The organism is Nitrosopumilus ureiphilus (genome assembly GCF_013407185.1).
Taxonomy (GTDB): Archaea; Thermoproteota; Nitrososphaeria; order Nitrososphaerales; family Nitrosopumilaceae; genus Nitrosopumilus; species Nitrosopumilus ureiphilus.
On record NZ_CP026995.1, the window covers coordinates 1001694 to 1022852 of the forward strand.

Sequence of the window (21159 nt, forward strand, 5' to 3'; positions counted from 1 at the left end):
ATAGCGTATTTGTAAAATTATATGAATGAGCAAGAGCAACTAATGGACAATTTACTGAATGTAGATCTTGAAATCATTGATGTTGTAAGGGAACTTAGTCAAGGAAATTGGGATTCTGATTCATTAAAAGATCAAGTTGGAGATTTACTTAAAATCCGTGATGAAATGGTACAAAAGCTAATGTCTACACAAGGCGATGACCATCAATGTGATTGCGGGCATGACCACACCCATGAATAATTAATTTTCATCAAAAAAATTCTCTGGAAACGTTTTCTTAATTTTTGATAATTTCAAGTGGTAGTTTTGAATTTTTAGTTCTATTTCATCCCTTTCCTTTTCTTGTGCATTTTCTTTTCTTTTCTCCAATGTTTTGATTTGGTTTGATAATGTTTTGTACATGATGGCGTACTCTGGAAATTTTTTAGGCAGTTCTCCCATTAGCTAGATTAAACATGCATCCCACTAATACTGGTTATGAAAATTTTGATGTTTTCATCATTCTTGATAATATTTGGCTTTGGTGCAAGCATTGACAATCCTGAATCTTTGTCTCCCTCATTCTCTATGACTGTCAGTGTTGTTGATATGCAATCTTGATTTTATTCCAAAATGCTTCATAATTCGGCAAACTCATCATCTATCAGTTATAGCTTAGTTTGTTGGTTAATCATCAGCAATCTTTCTTGTAATTTCCATGGTATATTATTATCCCATCTAAAAAATCAGAACCTTTTTGATGTGATTCAATGAGTTAATCATATGGTTAATTTTGAAAAAATCTACCAAAGAGTAGCGTCCAAAGTAATTCAAAGATGCCATGGTGCAATCAAAATTACAAAACATGGAAAAATCATCGAAGTTTATGATACCAAGCGTCATATCTGGAGTCATGGTTTAGCAGGTCTTATAATTAAAGAAGAATGCAGAAATGCAAATCTCAAGGAATGGGAATTTGCAAATGTTCGAAATTATGTCATTCAAGAATTACTTGGAAAATCAAAAAACTAGTATCCTACTTTTCTAATCAGATGAGGCTCTTTTAGCATAATTATGTCATCTTTAGTTGATGATAATTCTACTTTTTTTAGATTGTGATTTGTAATTACAATTAATGCCTCGCATCTAGAACATAAAATAGTCTTTCCGTTTGATCTTTCCTCTCTAACCACGTCCTTTTCCAATCTGTCTTCTTTTTGGCAGGTTGGACAAAGTCTTGGTTCTTTTAGTATGGTGATTATCTCTTTGATGAAAATAGTTTTTCCCATATTGTATTGCTGATAAATGACCACTAAAGAGTTTGTATTGTTAATTGGCATCAGCAATTCCATTTTGAATGTCAAACCGCTTTAATCATTCAAAATTAGAACGAATGGTATTCAGTATATTCCCAATCTAACCAATTAACAAAGTTGTACAGTTTTTACTGAAAATATATTTTTGTAATTTTTAAAGACATTTTTCTAAAATATCATTTACTGCTTTTGAATAACTGCATGCTGTGGCGTCATCTTTGATCTTCTTTGCTTGAATTATTCTGATTTTTTTGTCTAGGTGATCTTGTACCATTATTGTTCTACTTTTTGGCAATGCATTTTTTGTAAATTGTACTATTTGAGGCACTCCTAAGTTATTTCATGTGCTAGCAACTTTGGATACGGGGTTGTGAAAATTTTTTATGCCTAGTTAGAATTTACAATATTTCATTACTTTTATTCAAAAAAATCACACTAAATGTTAAATAGTTATTTGTCTTATACTAGTTGATGTCGTTAGTTGTAAAACCTGGCGATTAGACTGCGCTGCCCCGCAGAACGAAAAAAGGCAATCAGACGTTTAGACGTTTGACCACGAGAGGGAATCTCTCAGTGTTCTGCAGTTAGGGGTTTGCGCCTTCAATTTTTCTTTGATATTAATTTCATGATTTTCATTTCAGAAATTACAGTATGGAATTTTTGTAATTCTAAAATAAAACATCTTAACTTTGAATGATGAAAAAGACTAGGTTACTATCTCGTCTAGCCTGCCTTCTTCTTGAGCTCGTTTTATCTCCATTGCAATTCTTCTGCCGACTCCAAATGTTGTGCCATATTGATATTTTGTATAAGGACTTGTTGTTGCAACTATTGGATTTCCTGGCACTCTTAAGGATACATCGTATACAACTAATTCTAAATCTTTTGTAATTACACTTTGAAGTGAAAATGGCCCAATAATCCCTGGTGCGTATTCTCTTTTTACAGCTGCCACAAATTTGTCTCCCATCTTTATGACTTTTTCAAGTAGAGATTCTCTGATGCTTGCTGGTGTGTGACCAACTTCAATATTTTGTAAATCTACATCAATGTCCATTTGTTGTTTTGCAGGTAGTGCATTATAATCATGAATGTTCGTCTGTAATCTTCGTTCAATTCCGATAAAATCAACTTGATCTGAAATTGGAGTATGAAAGAAATTGAAATTCATGTATGTTCCAATTGCTAATTCTTCTATACTTGATTTCTCAAGATCTTTTCTTGAGATAACTCCCTGTTTAATTTTTGCTTCTGATTTTTCTACAAAATCTTTGTATGATGAAACTGTAAAGAATGCTCTTTCTAGAGGTCTATTTTTTTCTTGAACTTTGACTATGCATGGTTTGTTAATTTTTTTTGGATCTTTGAATAATTTAGGATATTTTATTCTGGCTTTTTCTAATAGGTAGTACTGTCCCTTCTTTGCAGTTCTTTCTTCTGCTTGGAATAATTTTCTATTTCCAAAAATAGGCACTTTGAATGAATTTTCAATTGTTTTGTAACCTAGGTAAACAGTAAGTGATCTATGTGGGACAATGATTGTGTTTGAATCCCGTAACATTTTCTGATTTTTGGCCGAAGCCATATCCTTGAATTTATCTAAAATAATTATCTCATCTGCAATCCTGCCAAATCTCTGATATGGTCCCTCTCTACCTTTCTGGCAGAAAACTTTCGTTTGAAAATCTTCATCTTTTGCACCATCCATTATCTCCAATGCCGAATGGCTTCCTAGAACTCCTATTTTGACATCTGAGTAGTCATTAACTATTTTCTTAATCTCAGAACTTTTAATCACATTATGCCTAGTTAGGAGGAGGTAATATAGCTAATTTCCAAGATCGGACAAAATCACAAGATTTTTCCCAAACTGGTGTCTCATTTTAAATGTGTTATATCATTTTGAACTCCAAATGGCGGGAGTTATTCTATTTACTGCAATGGCCATAGGTGGAATTTCATTATGGCTTAAACGACGAAGTAATAAGGACTTACAAGAATTAACAGACTCTGATACTCCTCAAAATATCTAGTGCCATGCATTCATGCATATCTAATACATAAAATACTGTGCTTTAGAAGATACTTTATTGAAATTAGTTATTGGGATTACTGGCAGTACTGGTGTTATCTATGGAATAAGAATGCTTGAAACCCTCAAGAAATTAAATATTGAAACACACTTGATAATGTCTAAGTGGGCTGAAAAATGCATCTCAATGGAGACTGATCATTCTATTGATTATGTACAATCACTTGCATCTAATATTTCTGATGAAAAAAATATGGCATCTAGTGTTTCTAGTGGAACCCATAAGATTGATGGCATGATTGTGGCCCCTTGCAGTATGAAGACTTTGGCTGCAATTGCAAATGGATATGATGACACGTTAATTGCAAGAGCTGCTGGTGTCACAATAAAGGAATCAAGAAAATTAATTTTAATGGTAAGGGAGACTCCTTTGTCTGCAATACATTTAGAAAATATGTTAAAACTTTCCAGATTGGGAATTGTAATTTTACCTCCTGTAACTGAATTTTACACAAAACCCAAATCAATTGATGACATTGTAAATCATGGGGTTGGAAAATGTCTAGACCAATTTGACATAGAGCACAATTTATACCCTCGATGGGGTACATTTTGAATTACCGTTGCCCAAATTTTCTTTACAAAGAATCGTTGATGCAAAAAGAGAAACTGTTTTTGAAACTTTTTCCAATTTTGAGAATTATTCAAAATTATTTCCACAACACTTTCCATCAATTCGTGTTCGCTCAGTTCGTAATAATGTCTCAGTAGTAGAAGAATATCTGAATCTTGGTGATAAGGAATTCCTAATCATGGCAAAACATGTATCTGATGCCCCAACATCTCATGATGTTTTTGTGATTGGAGGCGATGCAAAAGGAAGCGTCTTCAAAGAAAAATTTCTTGAACTTGAGAATGGAACAAAAATTATTGTTGAAGTTGATTTAAAAATAAAAGGAAAATTAAAAATTTCAAGCTTATTTGGGAAAAATAACTATGAGCAAGATTATGGCAAAATTTTAGATGATTTTGTAAAAATTGTTGAAAACTAGTCTGTTTTTGATTCTTTATCTTTAAAGTCTTTGAGTTCCTTTTCTCCTTCGATCTTTCCTTTCTCAAATTCACCTTTAGCTTTACCGAAGGTTTTTGCAAGTTCTGGAATCTTCTTTGCGCCAAAAATGAATACTATTGCAATAATGATGATAAAGATCCATTCTTGTCCTGCAATAAAATTTGACAGTCCCATTCCTAACATTGTGATCTTATTTGATTAAATTTGGATTTAAGTGTTCAACTTTTTGCGTTCTTTACGCTCAATAATCGCCATGCCTACACCATAAAGCGCAATCATTGGACCAGCAATGAACCACATTGTAACACCGCTTCCATCAGGAGTGATAACAGCTCCGAAGATCACGATTACTACAACTGCATATCTGATATTCTTTCTCCAAAAATCTGAATCTACCATACCTGAAACCGAAATTGCATACATTACCAGCGGAAGCTGAAATGAAAAACCAAACGCCAGTAAAAATTGCAATACAAATGTAACAAATTCTATGACATTAAGAAAAGTTATCAGGCCTGCGGATTCACCATATCTGTATAAAAAATCCAAAATGTATGGAATTACCAAACTATACGAAAATATACAACCTGTAATGAATAATCCTAAAGCTGGAAGTGTGATGTTTCTGCTAACGTGAATTTCATTTTCTTTTAATGCTGGCTTGATAAATCCTACCATCTCTTTTACAATTACTGGCATTCCAACAACAATTCCCACTAGTGCTGCAATGTACACTTGTGCAAAGAAAGCCTGTCCTGGCGCTGTCTGAATTAACTTGACATCTTCTGGAACAAGATTGATTTTCATATGATTGGTAATTTGTGCTGCAATGTTGTTTAGTGGTTCTGGTAAAGGGTAGTAGACTGTAATCCCTCCTACTTGGATGGGCTCTGCATGAAAAGTCAAAACAAATGCAGTAATTATTCCAATAACTAATACAATTCGAAGTAATCTTTTCCTTAGTTCTTCCAAGTGCTGATTGATACCATCCAATTCGGACACTGGATGACTTTGTTTTCTAAACTATATCAATTAAGTGGGAATGGGCAACAATTTTGCTTCTGGAAGCCCTGCCTCTTTGAGTTGTTCTGCGGTAATTCCCTCAAACTCTAAAGAAATAATGGCTTTGGTGTTAAATTTTGATTGCATCTCTTTTGCTAAATCGCTGATGTCTTTAGCAGAATAGATTTCTTTTGAATCTTTGAGGAATATTCTGTCTCCTTTTTCCATCTCTTTACCGTTGAATTTTCCTTGAAGAAAACTGGTGATTGAAGGGAGTTCTTTTCGGTCTATATTGTTGTGAAAATAACAAATTCCTTTTACTGACTCATAGTCATAAGCAGTGCCTTTTTTATACATGAAAACACCAATAAATTGAGCCTCATCTTCTGGCTCTCTAACACATTTGATTTCCCAATTAAGTAAATTATTTTCATCATATGCATATCCGCCTAATTCTTCTGGTGTGATCTTCCAATATCTCATTCTGCCTTTTGCCATTATGCAATATTGTAAATTATTCTGGTATAAATTCCAATATCTACAAGATTGGCAAAATATGACTTGTTTTTATACGAAATCAAAGCAAATTTTGCGTGAGCAATAGAATCACTGTTGTATTGAATCCATCAAACGCAGAAAAACTTAAGCATACAATCTAAGATGATAAAGAGCACATCAAAATCTGTCATCTTTTCCCATGTGCTAAACTTGGTAGTAAGTCAAGGACTTAAGACATACAAAATATGATCTAAATAATTATTGTCATAGATTAACTCTGTTTCTAATTGAATGGAATCTGATAAAACAAACCTCCTTTATCCAATTGAGATTGATGATTATCCAAAACTTTTTGATTGTGTTCTCTGTGCAAACGGTTTTTTGCTCTATTTTCATACTTTGAAAAGAAATTACATTTTGGGCAAAGATATGACTATGTGAATAATACAATACACTAAGATTATTCTATGTGTATTATGCAACTGCAAACAGAAATACCGATGAAGTGTTTTCATGGCATGATACCTGGCATCACTCTAAGATGAAAAAGGAATTTTTGAAAAAGACATGTATCAATCAAAAGAAAATTTGTAAAGTAACTCACTAATTATAATTAATCCTCCATATCGACCTGGTCTTTATAGAAAATACATAGAGTATGTTAAGAAATTTGAATTCCAAGTACCGATCCTGGGCTGGTTGTATCTGCAACAATACAAGTCCTCAGAACCGGATACCTGCCAATTATCTCAAAATAAGTATAAAAGCACAAATTTTTTCGGAAGATAGATTAACCTCAATTTTAGTTTCCAAATTATTAATGGCAATTTTTAATGTTCATGTAACAATTGAAAACAAACCGGGCATAAGTGACCCTGAAGGTGATACAATTCTAAATGATCTGGTTCTTAAAGGAACTCACAAATCAGTTTCAAAAATAAAAACTGCAAAGATGCTAAAGTTCACCATCAAAGAAAAAGACAAAAAATCTGCTCAATCAAAGGTACAAGAAATCTGTGATGAATTGCGCATCTACAATCCAATGGTTAGCAAAGTAACAATAGATGTCTTTGATGCCTAAGTTTTTTCAGATTCTAATTTCTCAATAGTTCCATTTATCAAAAGTTTACTTCGTAAAAATTCTGCCAAATTTGTCTGGGTTACGACTCCTACTAATTTTTCATTTTCAAGTACTATGAGCCTTCTGATGTTATTGTTTAGCATCTTTTGAACTGCATCTTCAATTGCAGAATCTGGGGAAACCCATCTGAATTTTTTTGACATAATTTTCTCCAAGGATACTGATGATGCTACAAGATCTTCAGCTGCAATTTTTCTTACAATGTCTCTTTCTGAAACTACTCCTGTCGGTTTATTTCCTTCTGTGATCACAAGAAAACTGATCTCTTTTTCTCTTAGAATAATTGATGCATCAAGTACTGTTTTGTCAGATTCTACAGTGATTACGTTTTTCTCCATGATGTCTCTGACTTGAGTCATGGCGATCAAGCCATTTGTTCACATAAAAATTTTCTCCGACTCACTTCAAATTAAATATCTGTCATTCTAAAAACAATTGTGAAGGTTGGAATTATAGTTTTTCCAGGAAGTAATTGTGATCGTGACATGTACCATGTACTAACTGATGTCTTTAATCTTGACGCACAATATTATTGGCATGAGAAATCACTTCCAAAAAATATTGATGCTGTTATTCTCCCAGGTGGATTCTCTTATGGAGATAGGCTTCGGGCAGGCGTAATTGCTGCTCATAGTCCAATCATCAAGGATGTTCAAAAACTGGCAGAAAAGGGTGTTCCAATTTTAGGTGTATGTAATGGATTTCAAATTCTAGTAGAGTCTGGATTATTACCTGGAGTTTTACTGAAAAACAAGTCCCTTAATTTTATGTGTGAGTGGACAAATCTGATTGTTGAAAATAACAAAACTCCGTTTACAAATCAGTTTAAACTTCATCAAAAAATTCCAATCCCTATAGCTAATGGAGAAGGAAGATATTATGCAGATGGTGATGTCCTAAAACAATTAAAGAAAAAAAATCAAATTGTTTTTAGATACAGCCAAATTGTAAATGGTTCTACAGATAGAATTGCAGGAGTATGTAATGAAGCAGGAAATGTTGTTGGCATGATGCCTCATCCTGAAAGAGCAGTTGAACCCGAAATTAATCCCGTTGATAACAAACCTTCTTCACTAATTTTCGAATCACTTTTAGTAAAAATGGGTGTTAGTAATTGAGTTTAGAATCTCATGAACTATCAGAATTAAAATCTAAAATTGGCAGGGACCCAACTTCAACTGAATTACAAATTGTGGCTGCAGAATGGTCAGAGCATTGCTCATACAAATCATCAAAAAAACATCTCAAAATGCTACCAATGACAGGATCTCTAGTGATTAATGAAAAAGGGTATGATTCTGGTGTCCTAGATGTTGGTGGAGGTTATGTTGTAACTGCACATATTGAAAGTCATAACCACCCATCTGCTGTTGAACCGTTTGGAGGGGCAGCAACTGGTGTTGGTGGAGTGATTAGAGATATTTTATCTGCAGGAACAAGGCCTATTGCAATCTTTGATGGTTTGCGTTTTGGCAATATTGAAAAAGATCAACAAGCAAGATGGCTTTTCAAGAATGCTGTTAGCGGCGTTGCAGCATATGGCAATTGTTTGGGAATTCCTACAATTGGCGGAGAAGTTGAATTTGATGATTGTTATCAAAACTATGCACTAGTTGATGTTGCAGCCATCGGGTTTGGTAAAAAAGAGAATTTGATAAAAAATCATGCACAGAAGGGTGATCTTGTTGTGTTGCTAGGTGGTTCTACTGGTAGGGATGGAATAGGTGGTTCTCAATTTGCTTCTGATTCGCTAGAGTCTGAGGATCGTTCTGCAGTACAAATTCCTGATCCTTTTATTGAGAAATTAATCATTGAGGCAGTTTTGGAGGCAAGAAACGAGAAACTAATTCATGCCATGAAAGACCTTGGTGGCGGTGGACTCTCCTGTGCAGTTTCTGAGACTGCAGATGCATTAGACATAGGAATTGAGATGGATGTTCAAAAAGTTCACACTCGTGAGTCTGACATGCGTCCTGATGAAATCATGGTTTCTGAATCTCAAGAAAGAATGTTAATTATTACAGATAAAACAAAATTAAAAAAACTGGAGATCATCTGCAAGAAATTTCATCTCGAATGTTCTGTGATTGGTCATGTCACATCAGATAATCAGATGCATGTAAAAAAAGGTAAAAAGACTTTTGCAAATCTTCCAACTGATGTTGTTGCAAATGCCACGTTACTTGATTTGCCATCAAAAAAACCTGAATATCTAAAAGCAATTGAAACAGAAAAAAAACTCAAAACAATTTCTAATTATTCTAAAACTCTTTTGAAATTACTTGCTTCATCAAACATAGCAAGTAAGATTTGGGTTTATGGACAATATGATCATGAAGTTGGAATTAGAACTGTAATAAAACCTGGAGGCGATGCATCCGTTTTAAGATTAGACAATGGAAAATTTCTTTCAGCAAAGATTGATGGAAATCCAAAACAATGTTACATTAATCCTAGAGAAGGCGCAATAGGCTGCTTTGAAGAGGCATGTAGAAATGTTGTATGCACTGGAGCAAAACCAATTGGAATGCTTGACCATCTTCAATTTGGAAATCCCAAAGATCCTGAAATCTTTTGGACCTTTTTAGAATCATTAAAAGGATTAACTGATTTTGCTAAAGAGTTTAAGATTCCCTGTGTTGGTGGTAAAGTGAGTCTCTACAATGAAACTCCTGCTGGACCAATAAAACCGACACCTGTGATTGGTGTTTTGGGACTAATTGATAAAAAACCACTAATCCCTCAAAGGATTTCTGAAAGTGACTGCCTTGTAATTATCGGCGACACTAAAAATGAAATGGGTGGTTCTGAATACTTTGAATATGTTCACAAATTCATTGGAGGAAAATGCCCTGTTGTGAATTTTTCAGAATCCAAGAAAAACATGAAAACTGTACTTGATGTCATTGATAATGAAATTCTAAAATCTGCCCATGACTGCTCCAAGGGAGGGCTTGCAGTAGCAATATCTGAATTATGCATGAAAAACATGATCGGCTGTAAAATATCTCTGGAAACGGTTCCTGGGGAGAGTCTTGATGTTGATAGAGTCCTCTTTTCTGAAAGTCATTCTCGTTATCTCTTGGTTTTTGATAAGAAAAATCTAAAAAAACTAGAAGATTTGCTAAAAAAGAATAATGTTTCATTCAAACTAATTGGGCAATTTGGAGGAGATGAAATTCGATTCGTAAAAGGAACAAAAACGATCATAGATCTAAGAGTTGATAGAGCACAAAAAATTTGGTTAAATTCGTTAAGGGACTTGGTGCTTCATGGTTAAGGAAAATCGCATATAGATTACGTCTTTTTACATGTCTGAAAACTATCCTCATCTAGGAAAATAAGAAAATGAATTATACTGAAAACATCAAAAAAAGAATCATACTTGTAATTGTCGCAGTTGTAGCATACATTTTTGTTCCAATTCCAATCAGCTTGTCGATGCTTTCATTTCTTTATTCTCCATCTTTCCCCCTTGCAGGGATTGTGATGCATACAATTCAGATTTCTGTGTTGATGATATTGTTGTATGGAGCATTAGCATGGGTAAAACCATCACTTGTCCCTTCATATATCTCAAAGAAAGTTATTACTGCAATAATTTGTGTGATTATAATTTTATCTATGTTACCTAGTGGGCTATTATCCCTAGAGTCTACAGGAAGTTGTACAATTATTAACAATTATCAGGGAGTTATAACCACAAGTAGCAATGTTCATTCCACAGAACAACAATGCATTGATAGTTGTATTGATGGTGGAAATACAAATAATCAATATAACCAAAAAAATTGTGAGTTTACTGGTGTTGGAACTTCATGGTCAAAAACCCCTGAGGATTTCAAAGGATACAAACCAAATATCTGAGAGAGTTGAATTAGAGAACGAAAACTAGAGTTCAAACCTGTATGGATTTACACATACAATAGAATGTTTTATGAATACATGAATTTTAGAAAAACAGAATGAAAACTAATCTTGTGATAATTATTTTGGGCATTATAATTACTATTTCTGTTATTGTAGGGGGACTCTTTATTTTCCAATCCCCATCACAAAGTATACAATGTGATGTTGGATATTTGCCAAAAGCACATGCTTCATTGATATACAGTTCCATAAACGATGTTTACCTTTCTGCTAATGTCATAGTAGTTGGAACCATCCAAACCCCAAGTAATGGATCTAATTTTCTGGTAAATGTCTCTGAATATGTCAAAAATCCTCGACAAGAAAATATGTTGATATTGGATTTGTCATATCCTCCTTCAAATATAATCAACTCTAATGAGAAGCATTTTTCTCCAAATGAAAATGCACTTTTGTTTCTAAATGGACCTGATATAGAGAACAAATTCAAGATAATACCATACTCTGTCAGAATTCCAGAGGATTCCATGTCTGGAAAGGATTTGATAAAAGGAATAGAGGTAAGAGCCATGGAAAAAAGACTAGTGATGGAACAGGGACAATCTGCAAAGTTTGTTTTATGTCTTGACTCTTTTTTTGGATATAATGAAGATGTTCCTCTGAGGATATCTGGGTTCAGCATCTATGATTCTTCAGGTAACGGAAAATTATATGAAGACCCAAGCAAACTAGAGGAATTTGGAATATTATTAAACATACCTCAAATAACGGCAATCTCTGACAAAACCGTATCATTTGAAGTTCCCGTACATATCAAAGACGATGCAATGAAAGGAAGATACTTTATTGACATTGAACATAAAGATGGAAACTCCTTTGAAGAATTGTATTGGAAACGAGGATCAATACAACTGCATGTGTTTTTGGAATAATTGGAGAAAATGAAACTAGACATTTAATAATTATGTCTATTTGATACATAATTTTCATAAAATGCTATTTCGTATTTTATCTATTCCTAAAATTTGTATTTTTACTAATGAATCATCAGTGCTTATTATATAGAAAAATTCGATCCATCGTCTATGGCAGGTATGATAATTCTTGGAATCAGTGTTGTTTTAGCACTGTTTTTTGCCACAAATTCTGTTTTTGCCGATTCAGTTGATACAAGTGAACAAATCACTCTTTCAAAAGATCTTGAAAATAATTCTGTTGCGCAAGACATTCTAAAAAAAATTGAAAAAAGCAAGAAATGGATTGCACAAATAGAACAAAGAAATTTTGAAGCCCTGGAAAAACAAAAAGAACTAGAGAAAAAAAGAGCAGAGGCTATACAAATTCTAGAGAAAAAACTAAAAAAATGGGAAGATCTTTGGGAATACTATACCTTTGATAAAATGCTTGAAAGTGCACTTGAAAATAGTCCTGCAAAATATACTTCCAGCACATATGATCATCCGCTAAAATTTACTGCATCAAAGATTAATGCGGGACGTGATGCATTACACAAAGTCATTCTTGAAGGTGGAGGACCAGAAAAAGCAAGAGAGGCTTTTGTTATTGCAGCCAAAATAACAAGAGCAGAGATGCTTGCTGCCAATAGTCTCTTTAATGTTATTAATAATAATGCATACTATAACCAGCAGATTCTCTTTAGTTCTGATGGTAACTTTGAGGAGATTATTTCTGGAGAACAACTAAGAAAATATTATCAAGATTATAGAACAAACCCTGGCTATCTACAAGCAAATCCATTTGACAAAATATCTTGGGAAGATCTTGGCAAGAATAACCCAGATACTGAATGCAGACAGGATCAAGTATTGGTGTATAGAACACATGCAGATGATTATGTATGTACAACAGAATACACTGCTGAAATGTGGGTACACCATAAAATGGGAACTGTGGTAACTGATACATTTTTAGAAACAAAAGATCCTGTAGATGTAAAAAAATTCCAACAAGACAGAATTTTTGAAAAAGTAAAAAACCTCAATTCAAAAATTGAATCTATGCAAAAACATAATGAGTTAAAAATATCTGATACAAAAAAGAAATACACTTCTATTTTTGTGAACATGGAAACAGAACAAAATGAAGAGGAAAAAAAAGTAATTGAGAAATTCAACAACTCTGGTTCTATGTCTAAAAAAACGTTTAGTCAGCAAATTTCTGATATTCGAGAAAAATACAAGCAACTAGAGGAAACTGTTGTGGATGAACAGTCTCGCATTCTGGAAATTCTAGAGAATCAACATCAGACAAGCATCAATAATTTTGTAAAAAACTACGAATCTGATTCTGAAATGAGAATAATATGGAATTCACAGAATCCTGTCTTTGAAGCAGAAATATCTTTATCGTAAATTATTTTACATCTGTCTATTCCTAGAACGAAATTCGCTAAAGTGCAAAATCTATGTCACTGATTATACTCCCTGTACCATTTCCGGTGGAACCAATTTGAACCACAAAACAACTCATGTAACCAAATCCATTAGGATTTACATCATAGTTAGGTTACTGATCCTTGTTTTACACTCACATAATCTGAATTCCGTGTGATCTCTCATGAGATATTAGATCTTCTTTGTATGTAACAAACCCACAAATCGTACATCGTGAAAGACCAAAATGCTCAATCATCACTTTTTTTGCAATGATTACTGTGTCTGAATCTGATGGAATAATCTGTAACTCCTTTATCTTTCCCGTCTTTTTTAGATAATATTCTAATTCATCTTTTGTTACCCTGGGATCACTCGTTGTAATGATGCTGTCTTTTTCTTTGACAATATCAAACCTTTTTTCTTTTAGATAGGATGCAATCTCATCAGATAGCTTTTCATCAAAAGCACAATCTATAATCAACAGTTATTATCACTCTCTTAAGTTTAAATTTATTTTGTACACAAAAACATGACTTTAATTGTTCAAACCTGTATGGACTCACTGATCATTCAAACACTTTATGAATATCCCATTATCCATCTAGTCATATTATGAAATATTTTGTAATTTTCTTGGTATTGATGATGTTTGTAGGCACAATTGCTCCTGTATTAGGTTTTGAGATTCATGATCTTGACTATGAAAATTCCCCATATCAAAACAAGAAGACTCCATCCCTTGGAAAACCAGTAGAACTATTCTATCAAGTTGTAAACCATGCTCCAAAAAATCAAAGCTATGATGTTATGATTTCAATTACAAATCTTGATGAGAAAAAACAGGTTCACTCTAAACAGTACCAATATGAAATTCCATCAGGTAAATTTATTGATATTATTTGGAAATTTACGCCAGAAACTTCTGGTCTTTATCTTGTAGATGTGACTGAGAATCATTACAAATACACAAAACATATTTTTGCAGTGCCTGAAAATAACGATTTTAAAAAAATTCACAAGACAAATCCTGTATTACTTGAGAACCAAAGCCCAAGACAACAATTCCGTATGGGTATTGATCCAAAAGAGATATTTTGTAAAGATGAATTATACCTTGCACTAAAATCCTCAGGACTTCCTGTTTGTGTGACCCTTGATACATTAATAGAATTTAGACAAAGGGACATCATCATTCCTGATGTGATTGATTATGATCGAATTGGTTTTGCGGTTTCAGAAAATCAATTCATAAAAATGTTGGATGAAAACAATATCGAGTATGATCGAGAAGAATTACTATTGGTCTCAGGATTTGCTCAACTTTCACTTCCGCCAACAAGTGGCTATTGCGGATATGTTCTAGATAAAACCCCCGAAGACTATTGGTTTTCTAGCTCCTATCATTTTGACACTTTGTTGAGTTCCAATCTTTATGATGAAAATCCAAATCCATGTATCAGTGCGATGAGTTTTACATGTGAATGTTCAATTCAAACACAACTAAAAGAAAATGAATTAACAGAATTATCATACTTTGATGAATCTCAAGAAAAGCATGTAGGGAATATGTTTCGGGATTATCTTAATGAAGGGGGAAAGATTGCAAATGCCCCAAACTCATTTATCATTGGAAAATACAACATGGATTTGGATTCTGACATCACTTTGTTTTGTGGACAATTTCAGGGAAAACAATACTGGCATTTTACAGGCTCAATTAATGACACAAAGATATCTGATTGGGGACGAATCGGATGGACGACCCAAACTATGTGCAATAAATGACAACCCAATATCTTTTACTTTTGATGAATCTGCAATTGTCAAACAACAATGAGAAAATGAAAACTAGACATATCTTGATACCTATTGTAATTTTTTTTATAATTGTTGGATTGATGACATATTTTGACTATTCAAAACTAACAACTCCGATTAACGGAATTCCGATAGAGGAATATTGTGATCAATTCCCAAATCCTTTTTGTACTGAAAGACCATTAGATTTGGACTTTTTTGAATATCTACGGTATAAAATATCCTCTTGGAATGGTTGATTTGAAATGAAAACTAAACTTTTGGTAATTGTGGGGTTGATTGTATTTTTGATTCCTTTATCAGATGTATATGCTTCATGTGCCACATTTATTCCAGGAATAGACAACATCAAGGCTTATGATGAAGCATCTACTGTGTTTTTAGGAACCGTCATTAAAGCACATGAACAACAAAATTCAGATTCTGGCACAGCATTTTCAGAATATACTACATTTGATGTGCATTATCTTTTCAAAGGTAGCCTAATTGAAGGCCAAGTGAGAACAAATCCTAGGAGTTCTACAGGATATGAGGGATTTGAAGAAGGTCAGACTTATTTTGTATATGCATATGATCCTGCAAATGAAGTCTATGAATGCATAGCGCCAACACCTTTTCCATTTGCATTTCCAATTCTTATTCTACATTTCCCTTTTGTGTTGATACCCATTGGAATCATTAGTGGTGTAGTGATTATTTGGAGAAAAAGAAAATGAAAACCAACTTTATTCTGCTAACTACCACTATAGTATTTGCGTTACTTACAGTTACATTTGGATATGGTGGACTATTATCAAATTATCAACACTTGACATGTTGGGATTCATGTGCTTGGGAAATACTTGAGGGATGTGATGAAATCTGTAAAGATGTCCCTGAAAAACGAACAGAATTAACAAGAGAAGAACAAAAAGAAAAAGGCCAAAAACTCAGAGAGATATACGATCCAATCCTTGAGAAATATATTAGTTCAATAGGAATTATGGGAGGACCATTTCCAAGAGGCCACGGGTATTCATATCCTGTATCTCTAGAAGATAATCTTGATGCTAATTTTGATTATTCTGACGGATTTTTCATGCATTCTCAAATATTGGAGATAGTCTCTCCATTAAAACAAACAGATGATGCAGGAAAAATAACTATTGTAAAAGAAATGTTGTTTCCAGAGATGTATGTATTCTGGTTATTTGTCATAGCAATTGGGATAATTGTAGGATTCAAGATACGAAAATGAAAACTAGAGTTTTGATTCCAATGCTTGCATTATCCTTGTTGGCTTCTACAACTGCACTTTCATTTGGTGAATCATCTGATGAGTATGCATTGGGAATAGTAGAATGGCAGTATGACTGTCATCCACTTGTATTCAATACGGGTCTGATCAGAATCACTGATCCTGACATGAACATTGATGATGATGTGCCTGACAGATTTGACATTGAGGTTCTGTCTGATTATAATGAGAATAATATTCAAAAATATGTCAATCCCGTTTACACAGTAATTGAAACTGGTGATTCAACAGGGGTATTTGAGACGGTGGTATTTTGGGGAGATCCAGGTGACGAGGGAATCGGACATAGAGTGCCAATCTGGGATAACGTTACAGTTACTGCAAAGTATACTGATCATACACTGCCTTTATCTTACTTGGATTCAAGTTTGGACATTACAAGTTCTATAATTGTAAGAGATGTAAAACCAATAGAGAAAAAGAATTCTGACGGAATATCGGGTTTCTATTATGTATATGAGCCTTGCACTGTGGAATTATTGGATATGAAAAACGACCCAAAATACACTGTAAACCACGATTTTATTTTTCTGCCCCCACTAAAACAAATCAAATCTGGAATTGCAGCAAAAGATGTGATTTGTAAGGAAGAATTACATCTTGTCAAGAAAAATTGGAAAGAAAATTGGGTTTGTGTCAAAAATTCAAGTATGGAGAAGCTAACATCACGTAATTACATTTATCATAGTTTTGGCTCATCTGGAGTGGAAATTCCATCAGATGAATCAATACCCCGTATTCCATTGCTCGGATTGCCCGAAATTGATAATGTGGAGATACAATCAATGATAGACTTGTTTGAAAACAGATACCACACATCTAAAATATCATTTGCTGGTTCAAACGTATTACTGAACGCTACACATATCGGAGGCAAGACAGTGTCTCTTGTTATACAGTCCTTAGATGATAAAGTGACTGCCACATTGACTTGCAATCATATGGACTGGAGAAATCAAGAAGTAATCACTGAAAACGTACTGGATTATCTAAAAAATGTGAATTGCTTTAATCCCTCAATGGAAGAAACAGGAAATGAAAACTAAAGTTCAAACCCACAAAAATCCACACAGTTCAAACCTATTAGGTTCCAAACAATCTAGTTCAAACCTGTATGGATTTGTTACTGATCATCAGAACACTTTATGTTCTTGCATGTATCCTGACCATTTGTGAAGTGTTGTATTGCCATTTTGTTTTTGGTGCTTGTTTTTTCATTAACATACAATGCATATGCCATAGAATTCAAACCACTTGTAGCCAAAGATGCAGATGGAGTGAATATATCTAATGGAATAGTTGGCAAACCAATTATTTTTCAACATACCGTTTCAAATGGTGAACTTAGCGCAGTAGATTTTGAAATCGTATTTTCCACATTCACGCCAGACGATAAAACACTAGATCAACAAATACAACGGATTCACTTGGGGCCAGGTGAAACAAAAATCATGCCCTATCAATTTGTTCCAATAAATGAAGGAAATTACATTACAAGTGTGTTTTCTGAGGAATATCTTGCCGCAGATTCAATATCCTTTCCAGCATTAGATGGTGCTAAAAATTACAAAAAAGAAACAATCCATCTGTATTCTAATTCTTCTGATAGTGACTGCTCGTTTGCATGCACGAAGCCTTCAGAGAAAACTGTCAGTGTTGGAACCATTGTAGAATGGGTAAATGATTCTAATGATGATCATAGTATTTCAACTGGGACCTATCAAGAAGAAGATAATGGAATTGGTTGGAGTTATGATAAAAGATTTTCAGGAAGTTTTGGCCCAAATGAAACATTCTCATTTCTGTTCTTGGAGCCAGGAGAATACCAGTATTTTTTAGCAGAGCACAGATTGAGCACGACTCCTGTTGTAGGAACAATTCATGTGTCATCAGATATTTTTCCTGCAACCGATAAAACAATTGATATTTTGCAAGGAATAATGAACGACAAGAATTCCAAAATTCCAATTACGTCACTTTCTGTAAATCCAAAAAATTCGATAATAACTGTGGGGATTGATGACCGAAAACATGCTTTTTTTACTATTGAACTTTACAAAAAAATACTTTACAAACAAGTTGGAAATGTGTATCTTAACATAATTCCAAATCCAACTCCAAGAATAGGGCAAATGTGTGATGTAAATGATGAAACACAAGTAAGAAAGGAACTTGAAAAAGACCCAGTGGTGCAAAAATTCCTAGAATTGTACACTTCATCTACTTTTGAGCATTTTAAAACATATGATGAGCCTGGTAATCCACGTACTTATTCGGAATTTCGTTTTGGCTCATTTCTTCTCAGAGTTCTTGTTTTGTCATATGATGAAAGCGGGGTTTGTTATCCCGTATATGGATATTCTGTAAATCATGATAATTCTTTATCTGAGATAAAACAAAATTTGTTTGAAAATTTCTATTCCAAGTCAGATAAAATACAAGAAGCGATAAACGCAGTAAAGAATCTTGCAAATCCCCTAAAACAACTCAAATCCGGAATTCCAATATATGAAATGCAATGCAATGAGGGATTACAACTCACATTAAAAAATTCTAATGACAATCCAGTCTGCATCAAAGAAACCAGTGTTAAAAAACTATCCATGCGCAATTATGTTTCTGATATAATAATAATCGGCTTAAAACACTCATTGCCGGAAATTGAAAAATGAAAACTAGTTTTTTGATAATTATTGGAATTACTGTAATTCTAGCTGGCGGATTTATCTATGTGTCTTACATTCAATACACACATTACAAAACTTGGGAAAACAACGAACATTGGTATTATCATCCTGATGGGTATGAAGTGGAGTGCGAAATACGATTGTTTCAAACTCCAGGTCAGTGTGAAGCCGTAGATGAAAATGGAATTATCGTAGACACAAAAACAGGATTGGGAAATTGGAATGGTGTAAAATGGTTAGGCGATCCAGATTATTGTAAAGATCAAGGCGGTAATTGGAATGACACTGCAAGAGGTTGTTATGGATTATATGAGATGTGTGAAAAAGATGGAGGTATTCCTAGATTTTTAAAAAAGAGTTTGCCTTTTCCAGACATTGAAGAAAACAAACCCATTGAATATCTCATGGATTGTTATTATGGAATTTACCCAATTGAGGATAATTACTTAGGTGGACCTGAATAAAAAATACAATAATGAAATTTAATCATGGACTATCAGTTTTGTCCAAATCTGTTAAGGTTTGAACTAGGAACTATTTTACTAAATTCTGAACCCTGGGAATCATGCTGACAAAATCCATATGCTCGCATTGATCTTTGTGTTTGCTGCACGTCAATTTCCCGTTCTTATCTTTCACCTTTACAGTTGTTCCAATCTTGTAATCCATTAGAATGACAAAATCTGACTCTACATCCATCAGTTCAAGATATGCCATAAAGCTAGAGTAGTGCTTTAGAAAATCCCTTACAGCATATGCTGCCATCTGTGATTTGTTAGTAAACCCTAGATTCCTTGACACATTTGACTCTGAGAACTTTTCAAGCTGGTCAATTAGCTCCTTTGGAAGCATTATTGACTTCCACTTTGTCTTATCCATATGATATATGTATAATATGCTTTGTTTAATACTAATCTCTGATACATGTATCAGAAATATTTAATAATGCTATCTGATAAATGTAACATATGAAAGTAATATTGGGCAAGCAGAAAAAATGGCGTAACTGTATCATTTTGGGCTCAGTGCTCAACGAAGTGGAAAATTATTGCAAAGACAACGGCTGTGATTTTGCAAACCCAACACAGTTTATCGGATATGCTGTAAGAAAAGAGTTAGACTTTAGAAAGGGCATAAAATCATCAAAAATATTTACCGAAGATCAGATTAAAGAAAAGCTAGACAGATGGATTGATCAAGTAAAACAAGAAATGGAATTGGATAGCAGACTAGAAAAAGTTTTCAGAAACAGCAAAACACATGCAAAAACTCTGAGTGAAAATATTTGATAGTAAATCCTTCTAAAAAATATTGGTTTGATAGTGTACACAAGTATCTGAATTTTGCAAAATGAATGAACTGACATCATTGCAAAAACCAAACCTTTTGGTGCGCTATCAATTCAATGATGATGAAGAAATCACACACGTTTGGTTAACCCAAAGTCAATATGAAAACTTTCGAATACTTCCAATTGTAAAATTCTGCGAGATTGTAGAGAGTTAATCAATCCGTATGGTTCTTAATTATTATTCACAACAAACAAGATCTGAATGTCTCTACAATATTTTCTGGTAAATTAAATGATAAATAAAACATAATGGTCATTCACATACACATTTGTAGTGAACTATGTTGTCATTATCCATCTTCATTTTAATATGACAGCAAGTGTCTTTCACATTTGCATGCGCAGTATGGTAGTCACCTGTTGCCCACTTTTTTCTTTACTAGGCCACATTTTTTCCTTCAACTTCTTCAGGCAACAACGCCTCAGTTGCCTGCTCTAAAAATTCAAACTTGGCTGAAAAATCCCACTCTTCTTCTTTCTTTTTTTTCTGTGGCTGCCCACTATGATTATGATAACAGTTCCAAAAACTACTATCACAATAATTATGATTGTGCCTATTATTACAATGACTACTAGTACGTTGTCTGATTGACTTTCGAGTGTCTCTTCTTGCTGTGCATAGAACAGAGATGTAGTCCCTGCTATTAGCATGCTAAACATGATATCTAAAAGTAGTCTGCTTATTGTGTTTGGGTGTGGA

At 33.7% G+C, this 21159-nt stretch carries 29 protein-coding genes; 19 read left to right on the top strand and 10 right to left on the bottom strand.

What is annotated here, in order from left to right:
• The first annotated feature begins 21 nt into the window (after positions 1–21).
• Entirely contained in the window at positions 22–240 is a 219-nt protein-coding gene (locus tag C5F50_RS05925; protein WP_179372735.1) for a hypothetical protein, read from the top strand.
• On the opposite strand, the gene C5F50_RS05930 is transcribed toward C5F50_RS05925, so the two are convergent.
• Positions 241–441, bottom strand: coding sequence for a hypothetical protein (locus tag C5F50_RS05930; RefSeq protein ID WP_179372736.1), 201 nt, complete (start codon positions 439–441; stop codon positions 241–243). It lies immediately after the preceding gene.
• Positions 442–762: 321 nt separating this feature from the next.
• On the opposite strand from C5F50_RS05930, the gene C5F50_RS05935 reads away from it, so the two are divergent.
• Positions 763–1011 (top strand): hypothetical protein, encoded by a 249-nt coding sequence (locus C5F50_RS05935; protein WP_179372737.1) that lies wholly within the window; start codon positions 763–765, stop codon positions 1009–1011.
• Here the strand turns inward: C5F50_RS05935 and C5F50_RS05940 are convergent.
• Positions 1008–1268, bottom strand: coding sequence for a hypothetical protein (locus tag C5F50_RS05940; protein WP_179372738.1), 261 nt, complete (start codon positions 1266–1268; stop codon positions 1008–1010). The two genes, C5F50_RS05935 and C5F50_RS05940, sit on opposite strands and share 4 nt — an antisense overlap.
• Before the next feature lie 733 nt (positions 1269–2001).
• Positions 2002–3093 carry a formate--phosphoribosylaminoimidazolecarboxamide ligase family protein gene (locus C5F50_RS05945; protein ID WP_179372739.1) on the bottom strand — a complete coding sequence of 364 codons (1092 nt, stop codon included), beginning with the start codon at positions 3091–3093 and terminating at the stop codon, positions 2002–2004.
• 292 nt (positions 3094–3385) lie between these two features.
• Here C5F50_RS05945 and C5F50_RS05950 point away from each other — a divergent pair, with 292 nt between their 5' ends.
• The gene (locus tag C5F50_RS05950) at positions 3386–3943 is read left to right on the top strand and encodes a UbiX family flavin prenyltransferase (protein ID WP_179372740.1); all 558 of its coding nucleotides are present in this window, start codon (positions 3386–3388) and stop codon (positions 3941–3943) included.
• Between the two features lie 7 nt (positions 3944–3950).
• Positions 3951–4379 carry an SRPBCC family protein gene (locus C5F50_RS05955; RefSeq protein ID WP_179372741.1) on the top strand — a complete coding sequence of 143 codons (429 nt, stop codon included), beginning with the start codon at positions 3951–3953 and terminating at the stop codon, positions 4377–4379.
• On the opposite strand, the gene C5F50_RS05960 is transcribed toward C5F50_RS05955, so the two are convergent.
• From C5F50_RS05960 to C5F50_RS05970, 3 genes are read right to left on the bottom strand one after another with little or no spacing between them, the layout of a single operon-like run.
• On the bottom strand, positions 4376–4582 hold the full coding sequence (locus C5F50_RS05960; RefSeq protein ID WP_179372742.1) for a Sec-independent protein translocase subunit TatA/TatB: 207 nt from the start codon (positions 4580–4582) through the stop codon (positions 4376–4378). The two genes, C5F50_RS05955 and C5F50_RS05960, sit on opposite strands and share 4 nt — an antisense overlap.
• Positions 4583–4609: 27 nt before the next feature.
• Positions 4610–5401 carry a twin-arginine translocase subunit TatC gene (gene tatC / locus C5F50_RS05965; RefSeq protein WP_179372743.1) on the bottom strand — a complete coding sequence of 264 codons (792 nt, stop codon included), beginning with the start codon at positions 5399–5401 and terminating at the stop codon, positions 4610–4612.
• A gap of 30 nt (positions 5402–5431) precedes the next feature.
• Positions 5432–5899, bottom strand: a complete 468-nt coding sequence (locus C5F50_RS05970; protein WP_179372744.1) for a hypothetical protein — start codon at positions 5897–5899, stop codon at positions 5432–5434.
• Between the two features lie 820 nt (positions 5900–6719).
• On the opposite strand from C5F50_RS05970, the gene purS reads away from it, so the two are divergent.
• Positions 6720–6980 (top strand): phosphoribosylformylglycinamidine synthase subunit PurS, encoded by a 261-nt coding sequence (gene purS / locus C5F50_RS05975; RefSeq protein ID WP_179372745.1) that lies wholly within the window; start codon positions 6720–6722, stop codon positions 6978–6980.
• Here purS and C5F50_RS05980 read toward each other — a convergent pair.
• Entirely contained in the window at positions 6977–7399 is a 423-nt protein-coding gene (locus C5F50_RS05980; protein WP_179372746.1) for a CBS domain-containing protein, read from the bottom strand. The genes purS and C5F50_RS05980 overlap by 4 nt on opposite strands.
• A gap of 78 nt (positions 7400–7477) precedes the next feature.
• Here C5F50_RS05980 and purQ point away from each other — a divergent pair, with 78 nt between their 5' ends.
• The 5 genes from purQ (at position 7478) to C5F50_RS06005 (ending at position 13282) form a co-directional block, all read left to right on the top strand.
• Entirely contained in the window at positions 7478–8158 is a 681-nt protein-coding gene (gene purQ, locus C5F50_RS05985; protein ID WP_179372747.1) for a phosphoribosylformylglycinamidine synthase subunit PurQ, read from the top strand.
• The gene (gene purL, locus C5F50_RS05990; RefSeq protein ID WP_179372748.1) at positions 8155–10320 is read left to right on the top strand and encodes a phosphoribosylformylglycinamidine synthase subunit PurL; all 2166 of its coding nucleotides are present in this window, start codon (positions 8155–8157) and stop codon (positions 10318–10320) included. Before purQ ends, purL begins: the two co-directional genes overlap by 4 nt.
• A 68-nt stretch (positions 10321–10388) precedes the next feature.
• Positions 10389–10907: a hypothetical protein gene (locus C5F50_RS05995; protein WP_179370590.1), complete on the top strand. Its 519-nt coding sequence runs from the start codon at positions 10389–10391 to the stop codon at positions 10905–10907.
• Positions 10908–11005: 98 nt separating this feature from the next.
• A complete protein-coding gene (locus tag C5F50_RS06000; RefSeq protein WP_179372749.1) occupies positions 11006–11842 on the top strand; it encodes a hypothetical protein in 837 nt (278 codons plus the stop codon).
• Between the two features lie 153 nt (positions 11843–11995).
• Positions 11996–13282, top strand: coding sequence for a hypothetical protein (locus C5F50_RS06005; protein ID WP_179372750.1), 1287 nt, complete (start codon positions 11996–11998; stop codon positions 13280–13282).
• A gap of 175 nt (positions 13283–13457) precedes the next feature.
• Here the strand turns inward: C5F50_RS06005 and C5F50_RS06010 are convergent, their stop codons facing one another.
• Positions 13458–13787 (bottom strand): hypothetical protein, encoded by a 330-nt coding sequence (locus C5F50_RS06010; protein ID WP_179372751.1) that lies wholly within the window; start codon positions 13785–13787, stop codon positions 13458–13460.
• Positions 13788–13918: 131 nt separating this feature from the next.
• Here C5F50_RS06010 and C5F50_RS06015 point away from each other — a divergent pair, with 131 nt between their 5' ends.
• The 7 genes from C5F50_RS06015 to C5F50_RS06045 all read left to right on the top strand — a co-directional run bounded on the left by C5F50_RS06015 (position 13919) and on the right by C5F50_RS06045 (position 19572).
• Positions 13919–15091, top strand: coding sequence for a hypothetical protein (locus C5F50_RS06015; protein WP_179372752.1), 1173 nt, complete (start codon positions 13919–13921; stop codon positions 15089–15091).
• Positions 15088–15363, top strand: a complete 276-nt coding sequence (locus C5F50_RS06020) for a hypothetical protein (RefSeq protein WP_179372753.1) — start codon at positions 15088–15090, stop codon at positions 15361–15363. Before C5F50_RS06015 ends, C5F50_RS06020 begins: the two co-directional genes overlap by 4 nt.
• Positions 15364–15369: 6 nt before the next feature.
• The gene (locus tag C5F50_RS06025) at positions 15370–15840 is read left to right on the top strand and encodes a hypothetical protein (RefSeq protein ID WP_179372754.1); all 471 of its coding nucleotides are present in this window, start codon (positions 15370–15372) and stop codon (positions 15838–15840) included.
• A complete protein-coding gene (locus tag C5F50_RS06030; RefSeq protein ID WP_179372755.1) occupies positions 15837–16361 on the top strand; it encodes a hypothetical protein in 525 nt (174 codons plus the stop codon). Before C5F50_RS06025 ends, C5F50_RS06030 begins: the two co-directional genes overlap by 4 nt.
• Positions 16358–17467: a hypothetical protein gene (locus tag C5F50_RS06035; protein WP_179372756.1), complete on the top strand. Its 1110-nt coding sequence runs from the start codon at positions 16358–16360 to the stop codon at positions 17465–17467. The genes C5F50_RS06030 and C5F50_RS06035 overlap by 4 nt, the downstream gene beginning before the upstream one ends.
• Before the next feature lie 126 nt (positions 17468–17593).
• A complete protein-coding gene (locus C5F50_RS06040; protein WP_179372757.1) occupies positions 17594–19093 on the top strand; it encodes a cupredoxin domain-containing protein in 1500 nt (499 codons plus the stop codon).
• Positions 19090–19572 (top strand): hypothetical protein, encoded by a 483-nt coding sequence (locus C5F50_RS06045; protein ID WP_179372758.1) that lies wholly within the window; start codon positions 19090–19092, stop codon positions 19570–19572. The genes C5F50_RS06040 and C5F50_RS06045 overlap by 4 nt, the downstream gene beginning before the upstream one ends.
• Positions 19573–19642: 70 nt before the next feature.
• Here the strand turns inward: C5F50_RS06045 and C5F50_RS06050 are convergent, their stop codons facing one another.
• Positions 19643–19987, bottom strand: coding sequence for a ribbon-helix-helix domain-containing protein (locus C5F50_RS06050; protein WP_179372759.1), 345 nt, complete (start codon positions 19985–19987; stop codon positions 19643–19645).
• Between the two features lie 89 nt (positions 19988–20076).
• Here C5F50_RS06050 and C5F50_RS06055 point away from each other — a divergent pair, with 89 nt between their 5' ends.
• The gene (locus C5F50_RS06055; protein ID WP_179372760.1) at positions 20077–20397 is read left to right on the top strand and encodes a hypothetical protein; all 321 of its coding nucleotides are present in this window, start codon (positions 20077–20079) and stop codon (positions 20395–20397) included.
• A gap of 61 nt (positions 20398–20458) precedes the next feature.
• Entirely contained in the window at positions 20459–20614 is a 156-nt protein-coding gene (locus C5F50_RS13390) for a hypothetical protein (RefSeq protein WP_179372761.1), read from the top strand.
• Positions 20615–20894: 280 nt separating this feature from the next.
• Here the strand turns inward: C5F50_RS13390 and C5F50_RS06065 are convergent, their stop codons facing one another.
• Positions 20895–21110, bottom strand: a complete 216-nt coding sequence (locus C5F50_RS06065) for a hypothetical protein (RefSeq protein ID WP_179372762.1) — start codon at positions 21108–21110, stop codon at positions 20895–20897.
• Positions 21111–21159 lie beyond the last annotated feature (49 nt).